The organism is Marinibaculum pumilum (assembly GCF_042646425.1).
In the GTDB taxonomy this organism is placed as follows: domain Bacteria; phylum Pseudomonadota; class Alphaproteobacteria; order Ferrovibrionales; family Ferrovibrionaceae; genus Marinibaculum; species Marinibaculum pumilum.
The window spans coordinates 19,023-36,833 of record NZ_JBHRTR010000036.1; the positions used below are offsets into that span (position 1 = coordinate 19,023).

The window sequence follows — 17,811 nt, forward strand, 5'->3', positions numbered from 1 at the left end:
AGAGTATCATCGCGGCGGCGTTAGCGCAGCGCGTCAGTGGCAGCCGATATCCATCGCACCCGATATCCATCACCGGGCGCCGATGCTATCGTCCGGCCGCGGCCGGTGGTCACGGCCGGCGCAGACCATTGTCCAGGGGGAAACCGGAATGAAGCTGTTCTATTCGCCAGCCTCGCCTTACGTGCGGAAGGTGCGCGTGGTCGCCATCGAAAAGGGCCTGGCCGACCGGATCGAACTGCTGACGACGGCGCCCCGCGATCCCGCCACCGGCCTGCACGAGCGCAATCCCGGCGCCCGGGTGCCGACCCTGGAGCTCGACGACGGCACGATCCTCTTCGACAGCCCGGTGATCTGCGAATATCTGGACAGCCTGGGCGGCAGCCCCGCGCTGTTCCCGTCCGCCGGCCCGGCACGCTGGACCGCCCTGGTGCAGCAGGCCCTGGGCGACGGCATCATGGACTATGCCGTGCCGCTGCGGCACGAGACGATGCGCACCGATTCCGAACAGTCGGCGGAGTTCATGGGCCGTGCCCGGGCGGCGATTCACCGCTCGCTGGACCATCTGGAGCAGCAGGTCGGCGGCTTCGCCGACTGGGACATCGGCACGATCGCCATCGCCTGCGCACTCGGCTATCTGGACTTCCGCTTCGGCGACGATCCCTGGCGGGGGGGCCATCCGAAGCTCGCCACCTGGTTCGAGGCGGTCGGGCAGCGGCCCTCGATGGCCGAGACCAGGCCCGCCTGAGCGGGGCCGCAGCGATGCAGAACCCCATTGGCCAGGACCCCGAGGAGATCATCCGCACCCTCGGCATGCAGCCGCATCCGGAGGGCGGGCATTTCGTCGAGAGCTGGCGCGATGCAGACGGTCCCGGCGGGCGCGGCTGGTCCACCGCGATCTATTTCCTGCTGCGCGCCGGCGAGCGGTCGCACTGGCACCGGGTCGATGCAACGGAGGTCTGGCACCACTATGCCGGCGCGCCCCTGGACCTGAGCATCGCGCCCGATGCGTCCGGGCCGGTCACCACGATCCGGCTGGGCATCGACCTCGCCGCCGGCGAACGTCCGCAGGGCGTGGTCCCGCCGGGGCACTGGCAGGCGGCCGAAAGCCGTGGCGCCTGGACCCTGGTGGGCTGCACCGTCGCCCCGGCCTTCCGTTTCGAGGGCTTCGAACTGGCGCCGCCGGACTGGGCGCCGGCTCGCGGCTGCTGACCGCAGGGACGGACCGTTCGTGCCGATCCGGATGCTGTCGCTTCCCGCGCCGGGCCAGGCGCTGGCCCGGAAGCCGGCCCGGGAGCCGGAGATGGACCCGGCATGACCCCGATCTCCATTCACATGGCATCGCTGGGGATGACCCTGCTGGCGCTGTTCTGCGTCGGCACGCAGATCTCCGTCCCGATGATCTCCAGCCAGGCCCGGCACTGGCGCACCCTTCTGGTGATCTGCATCGGGCAGTGGCTGGTCTTGCCCCTGATCCTGCTCGGCTACCTGGAAATCCTTGGCAGCGACGACCGGGTGACCCTGGCCGTGGCGGTGGTCGCCATGGCACCGGCCGGCATGTTCGCGGTGACGGCGCTCTACCTGATCGGCATCAGCTTCTCGGCCGCCCTGGTCGGCGTGCTGGCGCTGCAGATCCTGGGCGCGATCCTGCTGTTCGGCGCGATCGACCTGCTGTGGAACACCGAGATCATGCCCGCCGACGACCTGCAGGAAAGCCTGACCGACATGTCGCGGTCACAGCTGGTGCTCCTGTTCCTGCCGATGCTGGTCGGTCTGGCGACCCGCTACCTGTTCCCCAGCCTGGGGCCGATGCTGTACCGGCCCACCCGACTGGTGATCTGGGGTGCCTACATCACCGTGGCCGCCCATGCGATCAGCCTGAAAGCGCATTTCAGCTATCGCGCCGACGTCATCGGCACCATGCCGATGGTGGTTGGCATGGTCGGCTGCGGCATCCTGGCCGGCTTCATCGTCTATCTGCTGAGCCACCGCGTGCTGAAGCTGGACGGCCATGACACCGTGATGGCCAGCACGCTGATCGGGGTGCAGGGCCCGGCGCCTGCCCTGCTGCTGACCCAGATCCATCGGGACGACTGGACCGAACTGGCGGCGGTGACGATCAACTATGCGCTGCTGCTGCCGATCCTGGCCGGAATCTGGCTGCTGATCTCGAAGACCCGCTGGGGATCCATGCTCCTGCCCCGATGAGGCGGCCCCGGCCCGGACCCGCCGGACCGGGAACTGCCTGAGCCCCGCTCAGTACATGTGCTGGCCGCCGTTGATCGACATCGTGGAACCGGTGACGAAGCCGGCATCGTCGGCGATCAGGAACAGGACGCCGCGGGCGATCTCCTCCGCCTTGCCGAGGCGGCCGACGGGGATCCGGGCGACGATCTTCTCCAGCACATTGGCGGGCACGGCCGCCACCATGTCGGTGTCGATATAGCCCGGCGCGATCGCGTTCACGGTGATGCCCTTCGCTGCGCCTTCCTGGGCCAGGGCCTTGGTGAAACCATGGATGCCGGACTTCGCGGCGGCGTAGTTGACCTGACCGTACTGGCCAGCCTGGCCGTTGATCGAGCCGATATTGACGATGCGGCCGAAGCTGCGGGACCGCATCCCGTCGATCACCGCGCGGCTCATGTTGAAGCAGCCGCCCAGGTTGGTGTCGACGACCTTCTGCCAGTCCTCATGGCTCATCTTGTGCATCGTCGCGTCGCGGGTGATGCCGGCATTGTTCACCAGCACGTCGACGGGACCGACCTCCGCCTCGATGGTCTTGACGCTGTCGACGCAGGCCTGGAAGTCGGAGACATCCCATTTCATCGCGCGGATGCCGGTTTCCGCCTCGAACGCCTTCGCGCGTTCCTCGTTGCCGGCATAATTGGCAACGACGTTGTAGCCGGCCTTCTTCAGCCCGGTGCAGATCGCGGCGCCGATTCCGCGGGTGCCGCCTGTCACAACAGCTGTGCGCGCCATGTTCCTCTCCCTGTCCCTGTGCGCCGGCATTGCCGGTTGCCGGGGAGGATAACATGAAAAACCCCCGGCCGAGGCGGCGAAACCCGGCCGGGGGGTGGCAAAAAGACGCTGAATTTCAGCCGTTTACGCCGGTACGGCGAGTCCCGCTCAGTCGCGGGCGACGCACATCGCGATGCCCATCCCACCGCCGATGCACAGGGTGGCGAGGGCCTTCTTGGCATCCCGCTTCTGCATCTCGAACAGCAGGGTGGTCAGCACCCGCGCGCCGGAGGCGCCGATCGGATGGCCGATGGCGATCGCGCCGCCATTGACGTTCACCTTGTCGGTGTCCCAGCCGAGATCCTTGTTCACCGCGCAGGCCTGGGCGGCGAAGGCCTCGTTCGCCTCCACCAGGTCCAGGTCCTCGGCGCTCCAGCCCGCACGCTCCAGCGCGCGGCGGGAGGCGGGGATCGGGCCGGTGCCCATGATCGACGGATCCACGCCGGCCTGCGCCCAGGAGACGATGCGCGCCAGCGGGGCCAGCCCGCGGCGGGACGCCTCCTTGGCGGTCATCAGCACCACCGCGGCGGCACCGTCGTTGATGCCGGAGGCATTGGCGGCGGTCACCGTCCCGTCCTTCTCGAAGGCAGGCCGCAGCTTCTGCATCGTGGCGATATCCACGTCGTGGCGGATATATTCGTCGTCGGCGACCACGGTCTCGCCCTTGCGGTGCTTCACGGTCACCGGGATGATCTCGTCCTTGAAGCGGCCGGCCTTCTGTGCCGCGGACGCCTTGTTCTGGCTGCGCACGGCGAACTCGTCCTGCTGCTCGCGGGTGATCTGCCACTGCTTGGCGACGTTCTCGGCGGTATTGCCCATGTGATAGCCGTTGAAGGCGTCCCACAGGCCGTCGCGGATCATCGTGTCGACGAGTTCCGCATTGCCCATCCGGACGCCGGCGCGCAGATACTGGGCGTGCGGCGCCTGGCTCATGCTTTCCTGGCCGCCGGCCACGACGATGCTGGCATCGCCGTTCATGATCGCCTGGTAGCCCAGCGCCACCGAGCGCAGGCCGGAACCGCAGAGCTGGTTCACGCCCCAGGCCGGGACCTCCACCGGGATGCCGGCATTGACGCTGGCCTGGCGGGCCGGGTTCTGGCCCTGGCCGGCTGTCAGGATCTGGCCGAGAATGACTTCGGTCACCTCCGCCTTTTCTGTCTTCGCCCGCTCCAGCGCGCCTTCGATGGCGACCTGGCCCAGATAGTGCGCCGGCACGGTGCCGAACGCGCCGTTGAACGATCCGACCGGCGTGCGCGCGGCGGATGCGATGACGACCTCTTCGCTCATTATGGCTGTCCTCCAGTCTTGCCGGCCGCGGATCGCTGCGGCCTGCCCGGGACCGTCCTGCGGGCCCGTCGATGAATTGATTGGCTGTCGCCGGCGCGGTCGCCCGATCGCGGCGACCGGCGCGCCGGCCGGCAGGCGTTTCACTGGCTCGCGCCGACCCCCGGCGACGGCATGGCACCACACCGGACGGACCGGTTATGTGTGCATGCACGTTCCTTCCAGATGGCGCGCGCGGCACCGCCATTCAATCACGCTGCACTGCAGCACGCCAGGACCCACTCCGCCAGCGGCTGCCAGAGACCGGCGCGGGCGCCGCGACCCGCGACCATGCCGACATGCCCACCCGGCACCCGGATCGTCGCAGCCTGCGCGAGCCGCCCGACCAGGGCCTCGGCAGAGACGGGCGGCACCAGCCGGTCCCTGGCGGCGATGGCGGCGAAGACCGGCAGGGTCAGCGCCTCCGGCCGCATGATCTGTCCACGGATCTGCCATGCGTCGGTCGCAGGCGCATTGCGCCCGAACCAGTCGAACAGGCATTCCTCCGCCGCGGGCCCCGCCAGCGGCACGCCGTCATTGGCCCAGCCTTCCAGGTCGAGGAAATTGCCGGCCGTCGCGCTGCCGGGCGGCAGCCCGGCAAAGCCGGAGAACTTGCGCACCGGCAGGGCCGGGTCGCGCAGCACGAACAGGGCCTGCAGGAATTCCGGCGGCAGGCCGCCGGCACTGCGGATCCAGCGCCGCATCGACCCTTCCTGTGCCAGCATCAGCGCCCCGACGGCGGAGAACAGCGGGTCGGCGCCGAAATCCCATGGTGTGGCGACCAGCGCCAGTCCGGCTGCCAGGTCTTCGACCTCGCCCGCCGCCTGCGCGCCGAGCAGCGCGCCCAGGGTCAGCAGGCCGCCCATGCAATAGCCCAGCACGACGGGGCGCGACGGCGCGGACCGCCAGCGGGCCGGCACCTGCCTGGTGTGCAAATGGGCGGCCTGGGCCGCGGCGAACCGCAACGCGGGCCGCACCCGCTCCGCGACATAGTCGGCGATCCCGAAGCCGCCCTCCTCCGGTCCCGGCCGGTCCCAGTCCAGCAGCAGCGGACGGATGCCGGCGGCGGCCAGATGGCCGACCAGACCGTGACCGTCACCAAGGGCCAGGATATGGGCGCGATTGATCAGCGAGGGGACCAGCAGGACATGCGCCCCGCCGCGCCCCGCCAGATGCGGGGCGCCATCGTGGATCCGCGTCGTGCCGGCCTGCCAGACCACCGGACCGGGCGGTGCCGGCCGTGCCGGCGGATCGCCGGCATAGCGTTCGATGCCGGCCTGCACCTGCGACAGCCGGGCACAGGCAGCCTCCAGCACCGCCGGCCCGAGAAGCTCGGGCGGGCAGGCCTGCAGTTGTGGCAGAAGCTCAGCGGCGTCGCTTCGGCAGGCCGGCTTCCAGTCGATCGAGCCGTTCCTCGCAAGCGGCCAGGCGGCGCAGGAGCTCGCCAGGATCAGGTTGCTCAGGCCCAGGTGCAGCGGCAGCGGCACCGGCCATCGCGGCGGCCCGCTCTCCGCCTCGCCCGTCCCCGTCTGGCCCGTCCGAGTCTGGCCCGTCTCCGGATGGCTCTTCGGTCCGCGCGCCAAGATCCACCTCCTGCCCGCCATCCTTGCTGCCGCCGCTGGCCCCGCCGGTGCTCCGCTCTGGGGCACCGGCCTGGCCCCCGGTCGCCCAGTCCATCATTGCAGGCACCTGCGCCAGCCATTGTGCCATGCCCCGCGCCACCGTCGGATCGTCCATCATCGCAGTGGCCTGGCGCTGCCAGAGGTCGAGGAACCGCTCCGCCAGGGCGCGGGCTGCGGCGGCGTCCGGTCCTGCCTGCGTCCCGGGACCCGGCTCCGGCGATGCGGCACCCGCGGCATCGGCCTGCGCCTTCCGGCTGCCGGCGCCTTTCGCCCCGGCAGCGCCGGAGGCCGGCTTCCGGGTGCCCGCCCTGCCGCGCTCCGACTTGCGAGTGCCCGGCTTCCGGCTCCCGGGCGCCCCTGCACCGGCCTGTTTTCCCGCCATCGTCAGGCCCGCATCGCCCGCAGCGGCCTGCCGCAGGCGGCGGCCGGAAGATCGCGGGCGATCATAGCGCTTGCACCTGCGCGCCAATTGTGAATGAAATGGCAGATCGTTGGTTGCATTGCAGCATTTTTTGCGGGGGGTCCACCGCGTGAGCACAACGACCGCCGAAGCGTCTCCGGAAGCCATCGTCATCAAGAAGTACGCGAACCGGCGGCTCTACAATACCGCCACATCCAGTTACGTCACACTGGATACGCTGTGCCAGATGGTCAAGGACGGCACGGAGTTCGTCGTGTTCGACGCAAAGACCGGCGAGAACATCACGAAGCCGGTGCTGACCCAGATCATCTTCGAGGAAGAGGCCAAGGGGCAGAACCTCCTGCCCGCCAGCTTCCTGCGCCAGCTGATCCGCTTCTACGGCGACAGCCTGCAGGCCCTGGTGCCGAACTATCTCGAGATGTCGATGGAAGCGTTCACGCGGAACCAGGAACAGTTCCGCCAGTACGTCTCCGACGCATTCGGCGGCATCACGCCCTTCGCCCCGCTGGACGAGATGAACAAGCAGAACATGGCGATGTTCCAGCGTGCCATGGAGATGTTCAATCCCTTCGCCGCAGCGGAGCATCTGCCCGGCATGCCGTCGGCCGGACGCGCCCCGTCGCCCCGCCCGCCGGCCCCGGCCGCGGACGGCACGTCGGAGATGGATGTGCTTCGCTCCCAGCTGAACGCCCTGCAGCAGCGCTTCGACGCGCTGACCGGCGAGGCCGGCACGCAGGGTGGCGGCGGGTCCGCAGAGCGTCATTCCGACAGTGCCGCAGCGGCAGATCCGCGCAAGGACCTGCCCGGTTCGGGCAAGAAAACCGGCTGATCCCGACGCCCTGCCCAACGCCCTGGGCGAATACCGCGATCGCGTTTTTTGACCTTCCGGTTCGCCGCTGCCGTTGACGCCGCGGCGATCACGCTGCATCCCTGTAGAAGGGAATGCACGTGCGGTGCCTCCCCAGGCTGCCCCAAACTGTACCGGAACCATGGCCTCTGCACAGGACCGGGCGCGGATATTCGACCTGCTGATTGTCGGCGGCGGCGTCAACGGCTGCGGCCTGGCGCGCGACGCTGCCGGGCGCGGCCTCAGCGTCTATCTCTGCGAGAAGGGCGATCTCGGCAGCGCGACCTCTTCTGCCTCCACGAAGCTGATCCACGGCGGGCTGCGCTACCTGGAGTACTACCAGTTCCGGCTGGTTCGCCAGGCGCTCGCCGAGCGCGACCGGCTGCTGTCGATCGCGCCGCATATCGTCACGCCGCGGCGCTTCGTCGTGCCGCACGATGCGCGGCTGCGCGCGGCATGGCGGATCCGCGCCGGCCTGTTCCTCTACGATCATCTGGGCGGTGCCGCTCGCCTGCCGATCAGCATCCCCGTCGATCTGCGCAGCCATCGCTACGGCCGGCCCCTGAAGCCCGACTTCCCGCGCGGCTTCGTCTATTCCGACTGCTGGGTCGACGATGCCCGCCTGGTGCTGCTGAACGCCGTCGACGCCGCGAACCGCGGCGCCCGCATCGCCACCCGCACCACCTGCACCGGCCTGCGCCGGCAGGGGGATCACTGGGTGGCGCGGCTGCGACGCCACGGCATGGAATGGCAGGTGCGCGCCCGTGCCCTGGTCAATGCGGCCGGGCCCTGGGTGGAGGATGTCGCCGCCGTCATGCAGGACGCGACCGGCCCGGCGGGCAGCCCACCTGCCGAGGCACCGCCGCAGCCGCGGATCCGGCTCGTACGCGGCTCCCACATCGTGGTGCCGCGCCTGTTCCAGGGCCAGCAGGCCTATCTCTTCCAGGGCGAAGACCGGCGGGTGGTCTTCGCGATCCCGTTCCAGGATGCCTTCACCCTGATCGGCACCACGGACGAGCCGCATCCCGACCCGGCGCAGCCGCCGGCCGCCAGTCCTGCGGAGATCGCCTATCTCTGCAGCGCCGTGAACCGCTATCTCAAGCGCAGCATCGCGGCGGCGGACATCGTCTCCAGCTTTTCCGGCATTCGCCCGCTGTTCGACGACGGCCAGGAAGATCCCAGCGCGGTGTCGCGCGACTATGTGCTGCACCTCGACGCGCCCGGCCCGGAGGGCGTCGGTGGCGCCGCGGCCCCGGTGCTGACGATCTACGGCGGCAAGATCACCACCTATCGGCAGCTGGCGGAGCGGGTGCTGGACCGGCTGGCGCCGCACCTGCCGGCGCTGTCGCGGCCCTGGACGGACAAGGCGCCACTGCCCGGCGGCGATCTGCCGGGGCACGACCTGGAAGGCTTCATCGGCGACCTCATCCTGCGCCATCCGGGGCTGGACCGGACCTTCCTGCGCCGCATCGCACGGCGCCACGGCAGCCTGACCGACGCGGTGCTGGACAATGCGAAGCGCCCCGCGGATCTGGGCCGCGATTTCGGCGGCGGGCTGACGGAGTGCGAGATCGACTGGCTGCACCGCAACGAATGGGCGGAAACGGCGGAGGATATCCTCTGGCGCCGCACCAAGACCGGCCTGTTCATGTCGGAGGAGGGGCGCGACCTCTTCGCCGACTGGTTCGAGCACCAGATCGCCGCCTGAGCGCAATCCCCCGGCTTGACTTTGACCGCCCCGGCCGCAGGAATGCCGGGCGACGGCCGGTGCATGCACCGCCCCGGGCGGATCCAGGGTCCACAGGTAGAGATTTCTTAGACAGAGATGCGGGGGTGACGAGTTGGCGGACACGATACTGGGGCTGATCGAGGCCCAGGCGCCCGGCGCGCGGGCGATCGGCGACACCAATGGCGGGGGCCTGACCTATGGCGACCTCGCCGCCCTGGCGCGGCAGACGGGGGAGGCGCTGGCCGCGGCGGGCGTGAGCCGCGGCGACCGGGTCGCCATCGTCCTGCCCAACGGTCCCGCCATGGCGAGCTGCTTCGTCGCGGTCGCCGCCTTCGCCACTACGGCGCCGCTGAACCCGGCCTACAAGCGCGACGAGTTCGCCTTCTATCTGGAGGACCTGGACGCGCGTGCCCTGATCGTCGATGCCGGCTCCGACAGCCCGGCGATCGCCGAGGCGGAGGCGCGCGGCATCCGCATCCTGGACCTGACGGAGGATGCAGGCAGCCCCGGCCGCTTCACCCTGTCGGCGCGCGGCGGCGGCGGCCCGGCGGCGACCGCGACCCCGGCCGAGCCCGGCGATGTCGCCCTGATCCTGCACACCTCCGGCACCACGTCGCGGCCGAAAATGGTGCCGCTGACCCACGGCAACGTCACCGCCTCTGCCCGGCATATCGGCACCGCCCTGGCGCTGACCCCGGCGGACCGCTGCCTGAACGTGATGCCGCTGTTCCACATCCACGGCCTGATCGGCGCCGTGCTGGCATCGATCGGCGCCGGCGCCAGCATCGCCTGCACGCCCGGCTTCAACGCCCTGCGCTTCTTCGCCTGGCTGGGGGAAGCGGCGCCGACCTGGTACACGGCCGTGCCCACCATGCACCAGGCGATCCTGGGCCGTGCCGCCCGCAACCCCGACGCGATCGCGGCCGCGCAGCTGCGGCTGATCCGCTCGTCCTCGGCCTCCCTGCCGCGACCGGTGCTGGAGGAACTGGAAAAGACCTTCGGCTGCCCGGTGATCGAGAGCTATGGCATGACCGAGGCCAGCCACCAGATGACCTCGAACCCGCTGCCGCCGCGGGCCCGCAAACCCGGCAGCGTCGGCATCGCCGCCGGGCCGGAGGTGGCGGTGATGGACGATTCCGGCGCCGTCCTGCCGTCCGGCGAGACCGGCGAGGTGGTGATCCGCGGCCCCAACGTCACCGCCGGCTACCTGGCCAATCCGGAAGCCAACGAAAAGGCCTTCACCGGCGGCTGGTTCCGCACCGGCGACCAGGGCGTGATCGACGCGGAGGGCTACCTGACCATCACCGGCCGGCTGAAGGAGATCATCAACCGCGGCGGCGAGAAGATCGCGCCGAAGGAGGTCGACGACGTCCTGATGGACCATCCGGCGGTGGCGCAGGCGGTGACCTTCGCGATGGCGCATGCGTCGCTGGGCGAGGAGGTCGCCGCCGCGGTCGTGACGGTGGACGGCGCCGAGGTCGACGCCGCGACCCTGCGGAAGTTCTGCGGCGAACGGCTGGCCGCCTTCAAGGTGCCGCGCGAGATCGTCGTGGTGCCGGAAATTCCGAAGGGGCCGACCGGCAAGCTGCAGCGCATCGGACTGGCCAAGGCCCTGGGCCTGGAGTGACAGCGTCATGAAGATCTGCATCTACGGCGCCGGCGCGATCGGCGGCTGGGTCGGCGGCCTGCTGGCCCGCGCCGGCGCCGACGTCACCCTGATCGCCCGCGGCCCCCACCTGGCGGCGATGCGCGAGAAGGGGCTGAAGGTGGTGAGCGAAACGGAAAGCTTCACCACCCGACCGGCCTGCACCGACGACCCGGCCGAGGCAGGGCCGCAGGATGTCGTCATCGTCACCCTGAAGGCGCCCAGCGTGCCGGCGCAGGTGCCCCGCATGGCGCCGCTGCTGGGCCCCGACACGGCTGTCGTCACCGCGGCCAACGGGGTGCCCTGGTGGTACTTCCACGGTGTCGAGGGGCCCTGGCGCGACCGGCGGCTGGAAACCGTGGACCCCGGCAATGTGCAGTGGGACGGGATCGGCCCGCACCGCGCGATCGGCGCGGTGCTGTGGCCGGCCTGCGAGATCGAGGCGCCCGGCGTGATCCTGCACCGGTCCGGCGACCGCCTGCCGCTGGGCGAGCCGGACGGCAGCCGGTCGGAGCGGGTGACGGCCCTGTCGAAACTGCTGATCGCGGCCGGCATCAAGGCGCCGGTGCGCCCGAACATCCGCAACGAGATCTGGGTGAAGCTCTGGGGCAATCTGAGCTTCAACCCGATCAGCGCCCTGACCACCGCCACCCTGGCGCAGATGGCGGAGGATCCGGACACCCGCGCGGTGGTGACGAACATGATGGCGGAGGCCCGGGCCATCGGCGAGAAGCTGGATGTGCGCTTCCCGATGTCGATCGAGGACCGGATCGAGAGCGCCCGCAAGGTCGGCGCGCACAAGACCTCGATGCTGCAGGACCTGGAGACCGGCCGGCAGATGGAGATCGACGCCATCGTCGGCGCGGTCGCGGAGCTGGGCCGGATCGTCGGGGTGCCGACACCGACGATCGACACCGTCCTGGGCCTGGTCCGCCAGCGCGCCCGCATCGCCGGATGCTACGGCGACTGAGGGCGGGAGGGCCGGCGGCAGTGCTGCTGGCGGCGGCCCTCCTGCTGTGCCGGCCGGGGGCTGCCGGCGCACAGCAGGACGCCGCCACGCCCGCAGCGGCAACGGCCGGCGCGCAACAGGCGATCGCGGCGACGAAACAGGCGCCGCCCTTCGTCATGCGCGATCCCAACGGCACCTGGCGGGGGCTGGCCGTCGACCTGTGGCAGGCGGTCGCCGCCGAGGCCGGCATCGACTACGCCTTCCAGGAGGTCACCATCCCGGAACTGCTGGACGGTGTCGCCGACCAGCGCTTCCTGATCGGCGTCGCACCGCTCACGATCACCCGGGCGCGGGAAGAAAAGGTCGATTTCAGCAATCCGTTCTACACCACGGGCTGGAGCATCGCGGTCCCGCACCAGAAGGAGCGGCCGATCATCCTGCAGGTGCTGGAAGGGCTGTTCTCGGTGGCCTTCCTGCTGGCCGTGCTGGGGCTGGCCGCGGTGCTGGCCGGCGCGGGCTTCCTGCTCTGGATGTTCGAGCGCCGGCGCAACCGGGAGCAGTTCGGCGGTTCGGCGCATCGCGGCCTGGGCCATGCCTTCTGGTGGGCGGCGGTGACGATGACCACCGTCGGCTATGGCGACAAGGCGCCGGTCACCCTGGGCGGCCGGATCGTCGCCCTGGTCTGGATGTTCGCGTCGATCCTGCTGATCTCCACCTTCACCGCGGCGATCGCCTCGTCCCTGACCGCCTCGCAGCTGCAGGGGCGGGTGAAGGGCCTGTCGGACCTGGCCCATGTCCGCACCGGCACCCTGGGCGATTCCGCCAGCGAGGAATTCCTGCGCGAGCGGGCGATATCGCCGGTGCTGTTCCCATCGGCGGAGGCAGGCCTGCAGGCCCTGGCGGACGACCGCATCGACGCCTTCCTGCACGACGCGCCGATCCTGCGCTACCGGGCGGCGCATGACTTCGCGGGGCAGGTCTCGGTCCTGCCGGCGACCTACGGCCGGCAGGACTACGGCTTCATCGTGCCGCAGGGCAGCGGCCTGCGCGAACCGGTCAACCGCGCCCTGATGGGGGTGCTGGAAAGCACCTACTGGGATGAACTGCTGAGCCGCTACCAGATGCCGGAATAGCCAGGCCCCCCAGCGGCACGTCGATCCTGCCCGCCCGCGGCCCTACCACCCCAGGGCGCAGCCGTCCTTGCGGGGGTCGGAGCCGGCCGCCAGGGTGTCGTTGTCCCAGTCCAGCATGATCGCCTGGCCGCCGCCCCAGGGCATTTCCGGCGTGGTGACGTTGTGGCCCAGGGCCGCCAGGGCGGCCCGCACGTCGGTCGGCACGCCGCGCTCCACGTCCAGCCGGCCGCCGTTGTAGAACACCCGCGGGCAGTCCAGCGCCTCCTGCACGTCCATGCCGTAGTCGACGATGTTGGTCAGCACGTGGCACTGGCCGACCGGCTGGTAGTCGCCGCCCATCACGCCGAAGGACAGGAAGGGCCGGCCGTCGCGGCTGGCCAGCGCGGGAATGATGGTGTGGCGCGGCCGCTTGCGCGGCGCCAGGCAGTTCGGATGCCCCTCCACCAGGGAGAAGCCGGCGCCGCGGTTCTGCAGCAGGATGCCGGTGCGGTTGCCGCAGAGCCCGCTGCCGAACGGGAAGTAGAGCGAGTTGATGAAGGAGCATACCATCCGCTCGCGGTCGACCACGGTCAGGTAGACCGTGTCGCGATAGACATGGCCGGAGAGCTCGGCGACGTTCTCCATCACCGAATCGCGTCCGATCCGGCCGCGCTGCTGGGCGGCATAGTCCCGCGACAGCAGCCGCTCCACCGGCACGTCGACGAACTTCGGGTCGGCGATATGGGCGTCGCGCGCGGCATAGGCCAGCCGCGAGGCCTCGGTCTCCAGGTGCAGGCGCTCCACCCCGACCGGGTCGAGGCCGGGCAGGTCCAGCCCTTCCAGGATGTTGAGCATCAAGAGGGTGGTCGCGCCCTGGCCGTTCGGCGGGATCTGCCAGACGGTATGGCCGCGATAGTCGGTACTGATCGGCTCCACGAACTCCGGCTCGTATTCGGCGAAGTCCGCCATTGCATGACGGCCGCCGACCGCGTTCAGGGTCTCCACCAGGTCCTCGGCCACCCAGCCACGGTAAAAGGCGTCGGCGCCGTCGGTCGCCACCGCCTTCAGCACCGCCGCCAGGGCCGGCGCGGCGAAGCGTTGACCGGCCTTCGGGTAGGCACCGTCGCGCAGCCAGTGCCGGGCGGCATGCTCATGGTCGTGCAGCTTCGTCCCGGCGCGTTCCCAGTCGACGGCGACCCGCGGGGTGATGGCGAAGCCGTCTTCCGCGGCGTCGATGGCGGGCTGCAGCACCTGCCACCAGGGCAGGCGGCCGAAGCGGTCGTGCAGCTTCTGCCAGCCGGCGATGGCGCCGGGGATGGTGACCGCATGCGGGCTCTGCAGGCCGACCCGCTCGCCATCGTCTTTGCGGGCGATCTCCGCCGTCAGGCCGGCCGGCGCGAAGCCGGAGGCGTTCAGGCCGACCGGCCGGCTCTCGCCCGGCGGCACCACCAGGGAGAAGCAGTCGCCGCCGATGCCGGTCGACATCGGCTCCACCACGCACTGCACGGCGCAGGCGGCGATCGCGGCATCCACTGCGGTGCCGCCCTTCCGCAGGGTGTCGATGGCGGCCATCGTGCTGACGGGATGCGAGGTGGCGGCCGCGCCCTTCACCGCATGGACCACGGACCGGCCGGGCAGTTGCAAGTCGCGCATCGTCAGCTCCTGTTCCTGTCGTAAGCCGCCCCGGAGCGGCAGGCTACCATGTCCAGTCCGGGTCGGGGATGTTGGCGACGGCGGCCGCCAGGCCGTCCGTCCATTTCTTGCGCAGGCCGCCGAAATAGCCGTCATCCTCGGTGATCCGCCGCTGCAGGCCCAGCTTCAGCGAATCCCGCTCATAGATCGCCAGGTCCAGCGGCAGGCCGACGGAGATGTTCGACTTCAGGGTGGAATCCATCGACAGCAGGGCGCATTTCAGCGCCTCCCGCAGGCCGGTCTCGAAGGTCAGGACCCGGTCGATGATCGGCTTGCCGTACTTGGTCTCGCCGATCTGCAGGTAGGGCGTCTCCGGCGTCGCCTCGATGAAATTGCCGGCGGTATAGATCATGAACAGGCGCAGGCGCCGCCCGGCGATCTGCCCGCCCAGCAGGAAGGAAGCGACGAAGTCGACCCCCTGCTTGCCCAGTGCCTCGGCATCGCGGCGATGGACCTCCCGCACGGCGGCGCCGACCAGGCGCGCCGCCTCGAACATCGTCGGCACGTTCATCAGGGTGGTGCCATCGTCCATGGCGCCGCCCTCGTCCAGCAGGCTGACGACCGACTGGGTGATCGCCAGGTTGCCGGCGGTCATCAGCATCAGTACCCGTTCGCCCGGCTGTTCCCAGACATGCAGCTTGGTGACGCTGGAGACATGGTCGACGCCGGCATTGGTGCGGGTATCCGCCAGCGCGATCAGGCCGTCGCGCACCAGCATGCCAACGCAATAGGTCATCGTCGCGCTTCCCCCTGCCGCATGCCGCCGGTCGGGACTGTCCTGTCAGGAACCGGGCGGCCGCCCCGCTGCGGCTATGCCCCAGGGCGGGCCGGCGATCAAGCGGAAGCTTGCGCCTGTTTCTGTTCCGCCGGGTCGGCGGCCCCCATGAAGTCGCGCGCGATGGTCATCCCGAGCTTGATATTGCCGTCGATCTGCTCGGTCAGGAACTCGTGCAGGCCGTGGGCGAAAATCTCCTCGATCTGGATGTAGCGCAGGCGGCTCTGCATCGCGAAGGCCATGCGGGTGGAGGCATAGTCCCGCGCATAGGCGTCGCGCAGGGTGAAGAGGGTATCCGTGATCTCCTCGAAGCTGGCGGCGATCGACCGCGGCATGGCCGGGTTCAGGATCAGCAGGTCGGCGACCTTCGCCGGCTTGATGCTGTCGCGATAGGTGTTGCGATAGGCGCGGAAGGCGCTGACCGAGCGCAGCAGCGCCGCCCACTGGTAATGGTCGACCAGGCCGCCCACGTCGCGCGGGCTGGGCAGCAGCATGTGGTACTTCACGTCCAGCAGGCGCGCAGTGGCATCCGCGCGCTCCAGCGCGGTACCCAGGCGGACGAAGTGGAACGCCTCCTCCCGCATCATCGTGCCCATCGTCACGCCGCGGAACAGGTGGCTGCGCTCCTTCACCCATTCGAAGAAGTCGCTGTAGCCGACGCTGACGAGATGGGCATATTCCATCTCCCGCATCTCCAGCCAGGTGGAGTTGATGCTCTCCCACATCTCCGTCGTGATCTCGCTGCGCATGGCGCGCGCATTCTCGCGCGCGGCCTGCAGGCAGCGGCGGATCGACGACGGGTTGCCGGCGTCCAGCGCCAGGTAGTTGATGACGTTGTGGCTCTCCAGCGGCAGGCCGGTGGCGGCGAAGCCGGCATCGCAGCCGGCGATGATCAACGGCGGCTCCCACTGGCTGCGCGGCTCGTCGCTCGACGGCATCAGCGACATCCGGTAGCTGACGTCCAGCATGCGCGCCATGTTCTCGGCGCGCTCGATATAGCGCGCCATCCAGTACAGATTGTCCGCAGCCCGGCTGAGCATTCCGTTCCTCCGCTACTGTCCGCCGGCGATCAGGCCCGCAGGACCCAGGTATCCTTGGTCCCGCCGCCCTGGCTGGAATTCACCACCAGGGAGCCCTCCGCCATCGCGACCCGGGTCAGGCCGCCCGGCACGACCTGCACCTGTTCCCCCGACAGCACGAAGGGGCGCAGGTCGACATGGCGCGGTGCGATACCGTCGGCGACGAAGGTGGGGCAGGTCGACAGCGCCAGGGTGGGCTGCGCGATGAAAGCGCCGGGATCCTTCAGCACCCGCTCGCGATAGGCGGCGACCTCGGACTTCGAGGCCTTCGGCCCGACCAGCATCCCGTAGCCGCCGGCGCCATGCACCTCCTTCACGACCAGTTCCTCCAGATGCTCCAGCACATATTTCAGGTCGTCATCGTTGCTGAGCCAGTAGGTCGGCACGTTGTTGAGGATCGGCTCCTCGCCCATGTAGAAGCGCACCATCTCCGGCACGTACATGTAGACCGCCTTGTCGTCGGCAATGCCGGTGCCGACGGCGTTGCACAGGGTCACCCGGCCCTGCGCATAGCAGTCGAACAGGCCCGGCACGCCGAGGACGGAGTTCGGGTTGAAGACGGTCGGATCCAGGAAGTCGTCGTCGATCCGGCGGTAGATCACGTCGACCCGGCGCAGGCCACCGGCGGTCTTCATGTAGACATGCCCGTCGCGCACCAGCAGGTCCTGCCCCTCCACCAGCTCGATGCCCATCTGTTCCGCCAGGAAGGCATGCTCGAAATAGGCGGAGTTGAAGAAGCCGGGGGTCAGCAGCACGACGGTCGGATCCTCGCGCACCGCCTCCGGCGCCATCGACCGCAGGGTGGTCAGCAGGGTTTCCGGATAATGGCTGACCGGCGCCACCCGGTTGCGGGCGAACAGGTCGGGAAAGAGGCGCATCATCACCTCCCGGTCCTCCAGCATGTAGGAGACGCCGGAGGGGACCCGCATATTGTCCTCCAGGACGAAGAAGTCGCTCTCGCCGGTGCGGACGACATCGACGCCGGCGATCTGGTTGTAGATCTGCCGGGGCAGGTCGATGCCCACCATCTCCTTGCGGAACTGGCTGTTCTGCAGCACCAGGCGCTCAGGCATGCGGCCGGCCTTGATGATCTCCTGGTCGTGATAGACGTCGTGCAGGAAGGCGTTCAGCGCGTTGACCCGCTGGATCAGGCCCCGCTCCAGATAGGCCCATTCGTCGGCCGACAGCACGCGCGGTACGATGTCGAAGGGGATCAGGCGCTCGGTATCGCCGCCCTCGGTATAGACGGCGAAGGTGATGCCCAGGCGCCGGAACAGCAGCTCGGCTTCCCGCCGCTTCCTGTCCATCTCCTTGACCGGGATCTTCTCGAGCCAGTCGGACACTCCGGCATAGGCCGGTCGCACCGTCCTGTCCGCCTTGCGCATCTCGTCGAAGAAGTCCGGTGCTGCCATCGCTGCCTTCCCGCTGTTGCGTGGTCCCATCTATGGGCTTGCGGCGGCCCAACCGGGCCACCGGGGTGCGCTGGAGTATCAGAGAGTCTTAAGCCATACCGCCATGCTTCGGCAAAGCCCCCGCCCACGGCACGATAGAATCCGGTGGCGACGCGCGGCCCCCGGCCGGGGGTTAAGCCGGCGCGGGCGG

Annotated in this window: 15 protein-coding genes; 8 read left to right on the forward strand and 7 right to left on the reverse strand. The window is 69.8% G+C overall.

The window, feature by feature from the left end; all coding sequences use genetic code 11:
• Window positions 1-148: 148 nt before the first annotated feature.
• From ACFOGJ_RS22560 to ACFOGJ_RS22570, 3 genes are all read left to right on the forward strand, one after another.
• Window positions 149-745, forward strand: a complete 597-nt coding sequence (locus ACFOGJ_RS22560) for a glutathione S-transferase N-terminal domain-containing protein (RefSeq protein ID WP_379904846.1) — start codon at window positions 149-151, stop codon at window positions 743-745.
• 14 nt (window positions 746-759) lie between these two features.
• Entirely contained in the window at window positions 760-1,209 is a 450-nt protein-coding gene (locus tag ACFOGJ_RS22565; RefSeq protein WP_379904848.1) for a cupin domain-containing protein, read from the forward strand.
• Window positions 1,210-1,311: 102 nt separating this feature from the next.
• Window positions 1,312-2,205: a bile acid:sodium symporter gene (locus tag ACFOGJ_RS22570; RefSeq protein WP_379904850.1), complete on the forward strand. Its 894-nt coding sequence runs from the start codon at window positions 1,312-1,314 to the stop codon at window positions 2,203-2,205.
• Between the two features lie 48 nt (window positions 2,206-2,253).
• Here ACFOGJ_RS22570 and phbB read toward each other — a convergent pair whose 3' ends face one another.
• The 3 genes from phbB to ACFOGJ_RS22585 form a co-directional block, all read right to left on the reverse strand.
• On the reverse strand, window positions 2,254-2,976 hold the full coding sequence (phbB, locus tag ACFOGJ_RS22575) for an acetoacetyl-CoA reductase (protein WP_379904852.1): 723 nt from the start codon (window positions 2,974-2,976) through the stop codon (window positions 2,254-2,256).
• Window positions 2,977-3,123: 147 nt separating this feature from the next.
• Window positions 3,124-4,302, reverse strand: coding sequence for an acetyl-CoA C-acetyltransferase (locus ACFOGJ_RS22580; protein WP_379904854.1), 1,179 nt, complete (start codon window positions 4,300-4,302; stop codon window positions 3,124-3,126).
• Window positions 4,303-4,550: 248 nt separating this feature from the next.
• Entirely contained in the window at window positions 4,551-5,921 is a 1,371-nt protein-coding gene (locus ACFOGJ_RS22585; RefSeq protein WP_379904857.1) for a hypothetical protein, read from the reverse strand.
• Between the two features lie 569 nt (window positions 5,922-6,490).
• Here ACFOGJ_RS22585 and phaR point away from each other — a divergent pair.
• From phaR to ACFOGJ_RS22610, 5 genes are all read left to right on the forward strand, one after another.
• Entirely contained in the window at window positions 6,491-7,210 is a 720-nt protein-coding gene (phaR, locus tag ACFOGJ_RS22590) for a polyhydroxyalkanoate synthesis repressor PhaR (RefSeq protein ID WP_379904859.1), read from the forward strand.
• A 160-nt stretch (window positions 7,211-7,370) separates the two neighbouring features.
• Window positions 7,371-8,936, forward strand: coding sequence for a glycerol-3-phosphate dehydrogenase (locus ACFOGJ_RS22595; protein WP_379904861.1), 1,566 nt, complete (start codon window positions 7,371-7,373; stop codon window positions 8,934-8,936).
• Between the two features lie 133 nt (window positions 8,937-9,069).
• Window positions 9,070-10,584, forward strand: coding sequence for an acyl--CoA ligase (locus ACFOGJ_RS22600; protein WP_379904863.1), 1,515 nt, complete (start codon window positions 9,070-9,072; stop codon window positions 10,582-10,584).
• A gap of 7 nt (window positions 10,585-10,591) precedes the next feature.
• On the forward strand, window positions 10,592-11,572 hold the full coding sequence (locus ACFOGJ_RS22605; RefSeq protein ID WP_379904865.1) for a 2-dehydropantoate 2-reductase: 981 nt from the start codon (window positions 10,592-10,594) through the stop codon (window positions 11,570-11,572).
• Window positions 11,573-11,592: 20 nt separating this feature from the next.
• Window positions 11,593-12,684, forward strand: coding sequence for a transporter substrate-binding domain-containing protein (locus ACFOGJ_RS22610; RefSeq protein WP_379904866.1), 1,092 nt, complete (start codon window positions 11,593-11,595; stop codon window positions 12,682-12,684).
• Window positions 12,685-12,726: 42 nt separating this feature from the next.
• On the opposite strand, the gene ggt is transcribed toward ACFOGJ_RS22610, so the two are convergent.
• The 4 genes from ggt to ACFOGJ_RS22630 all read right to left on the reverse strand — a co-directional run bounded on the left by ggt (window position 12,727) and on the right by ACFOGJ_RS22630 (window position 17,621).
• Window positions 12,727-14,316 carry a gamma-glutamyltransferase gene (gene ggt / locus ACFOGJ_RS22615; protein WP_379904868.1) on the reverse strand — a complete coding sequence of 530 codons (1,590 nt, stop codon included), beginning with the start codon at window positions 14,314-14,316 and terminating at the stop codon, window positions 12,727-12,729.
• A 43-nt stretch (window positions 14,317-14,359) separates the two neighbouring features.
• On the reverse strand, window positions 14,360-15,091 hold the full coding sequence (locus ACFOGJ_RS22620) for a peptidase (RefSeq protein WP_379904870.1): 732 nt from the start codon (window positions 15,089-15,091) through the stop codon (window positions 14,360-14,362).
• Window positions 15,092-15,189: 98 nt separating this feature from the next.
• Complete coding sequence (locus ACFOGJ_RS22625; protein ID WP_379904872.1) at window positions 15,190-16,170, reverse strand: alpha-E domain-containing protein; 981 nt, start codon at window positions 16,168-16,170, stop codon at window positions 15,190-15,192.
• Window positions 16,171-16,199: 29 nt separating this feature from the next.
• Complete coding sequence (locus ACFOGJ_RS22630; protein WP_379904874.1) at window positions 16,200-17,621, reverse strand: circularly permuted type 2 ATP-grasp protein; 1,422 nt, start codon at window positions 17,619-17,621, stop codon at window positions 16,200-16,202.
• Between the last annotated feature and the right edge of the window lie 190 nt (window positions 17,622-17,811).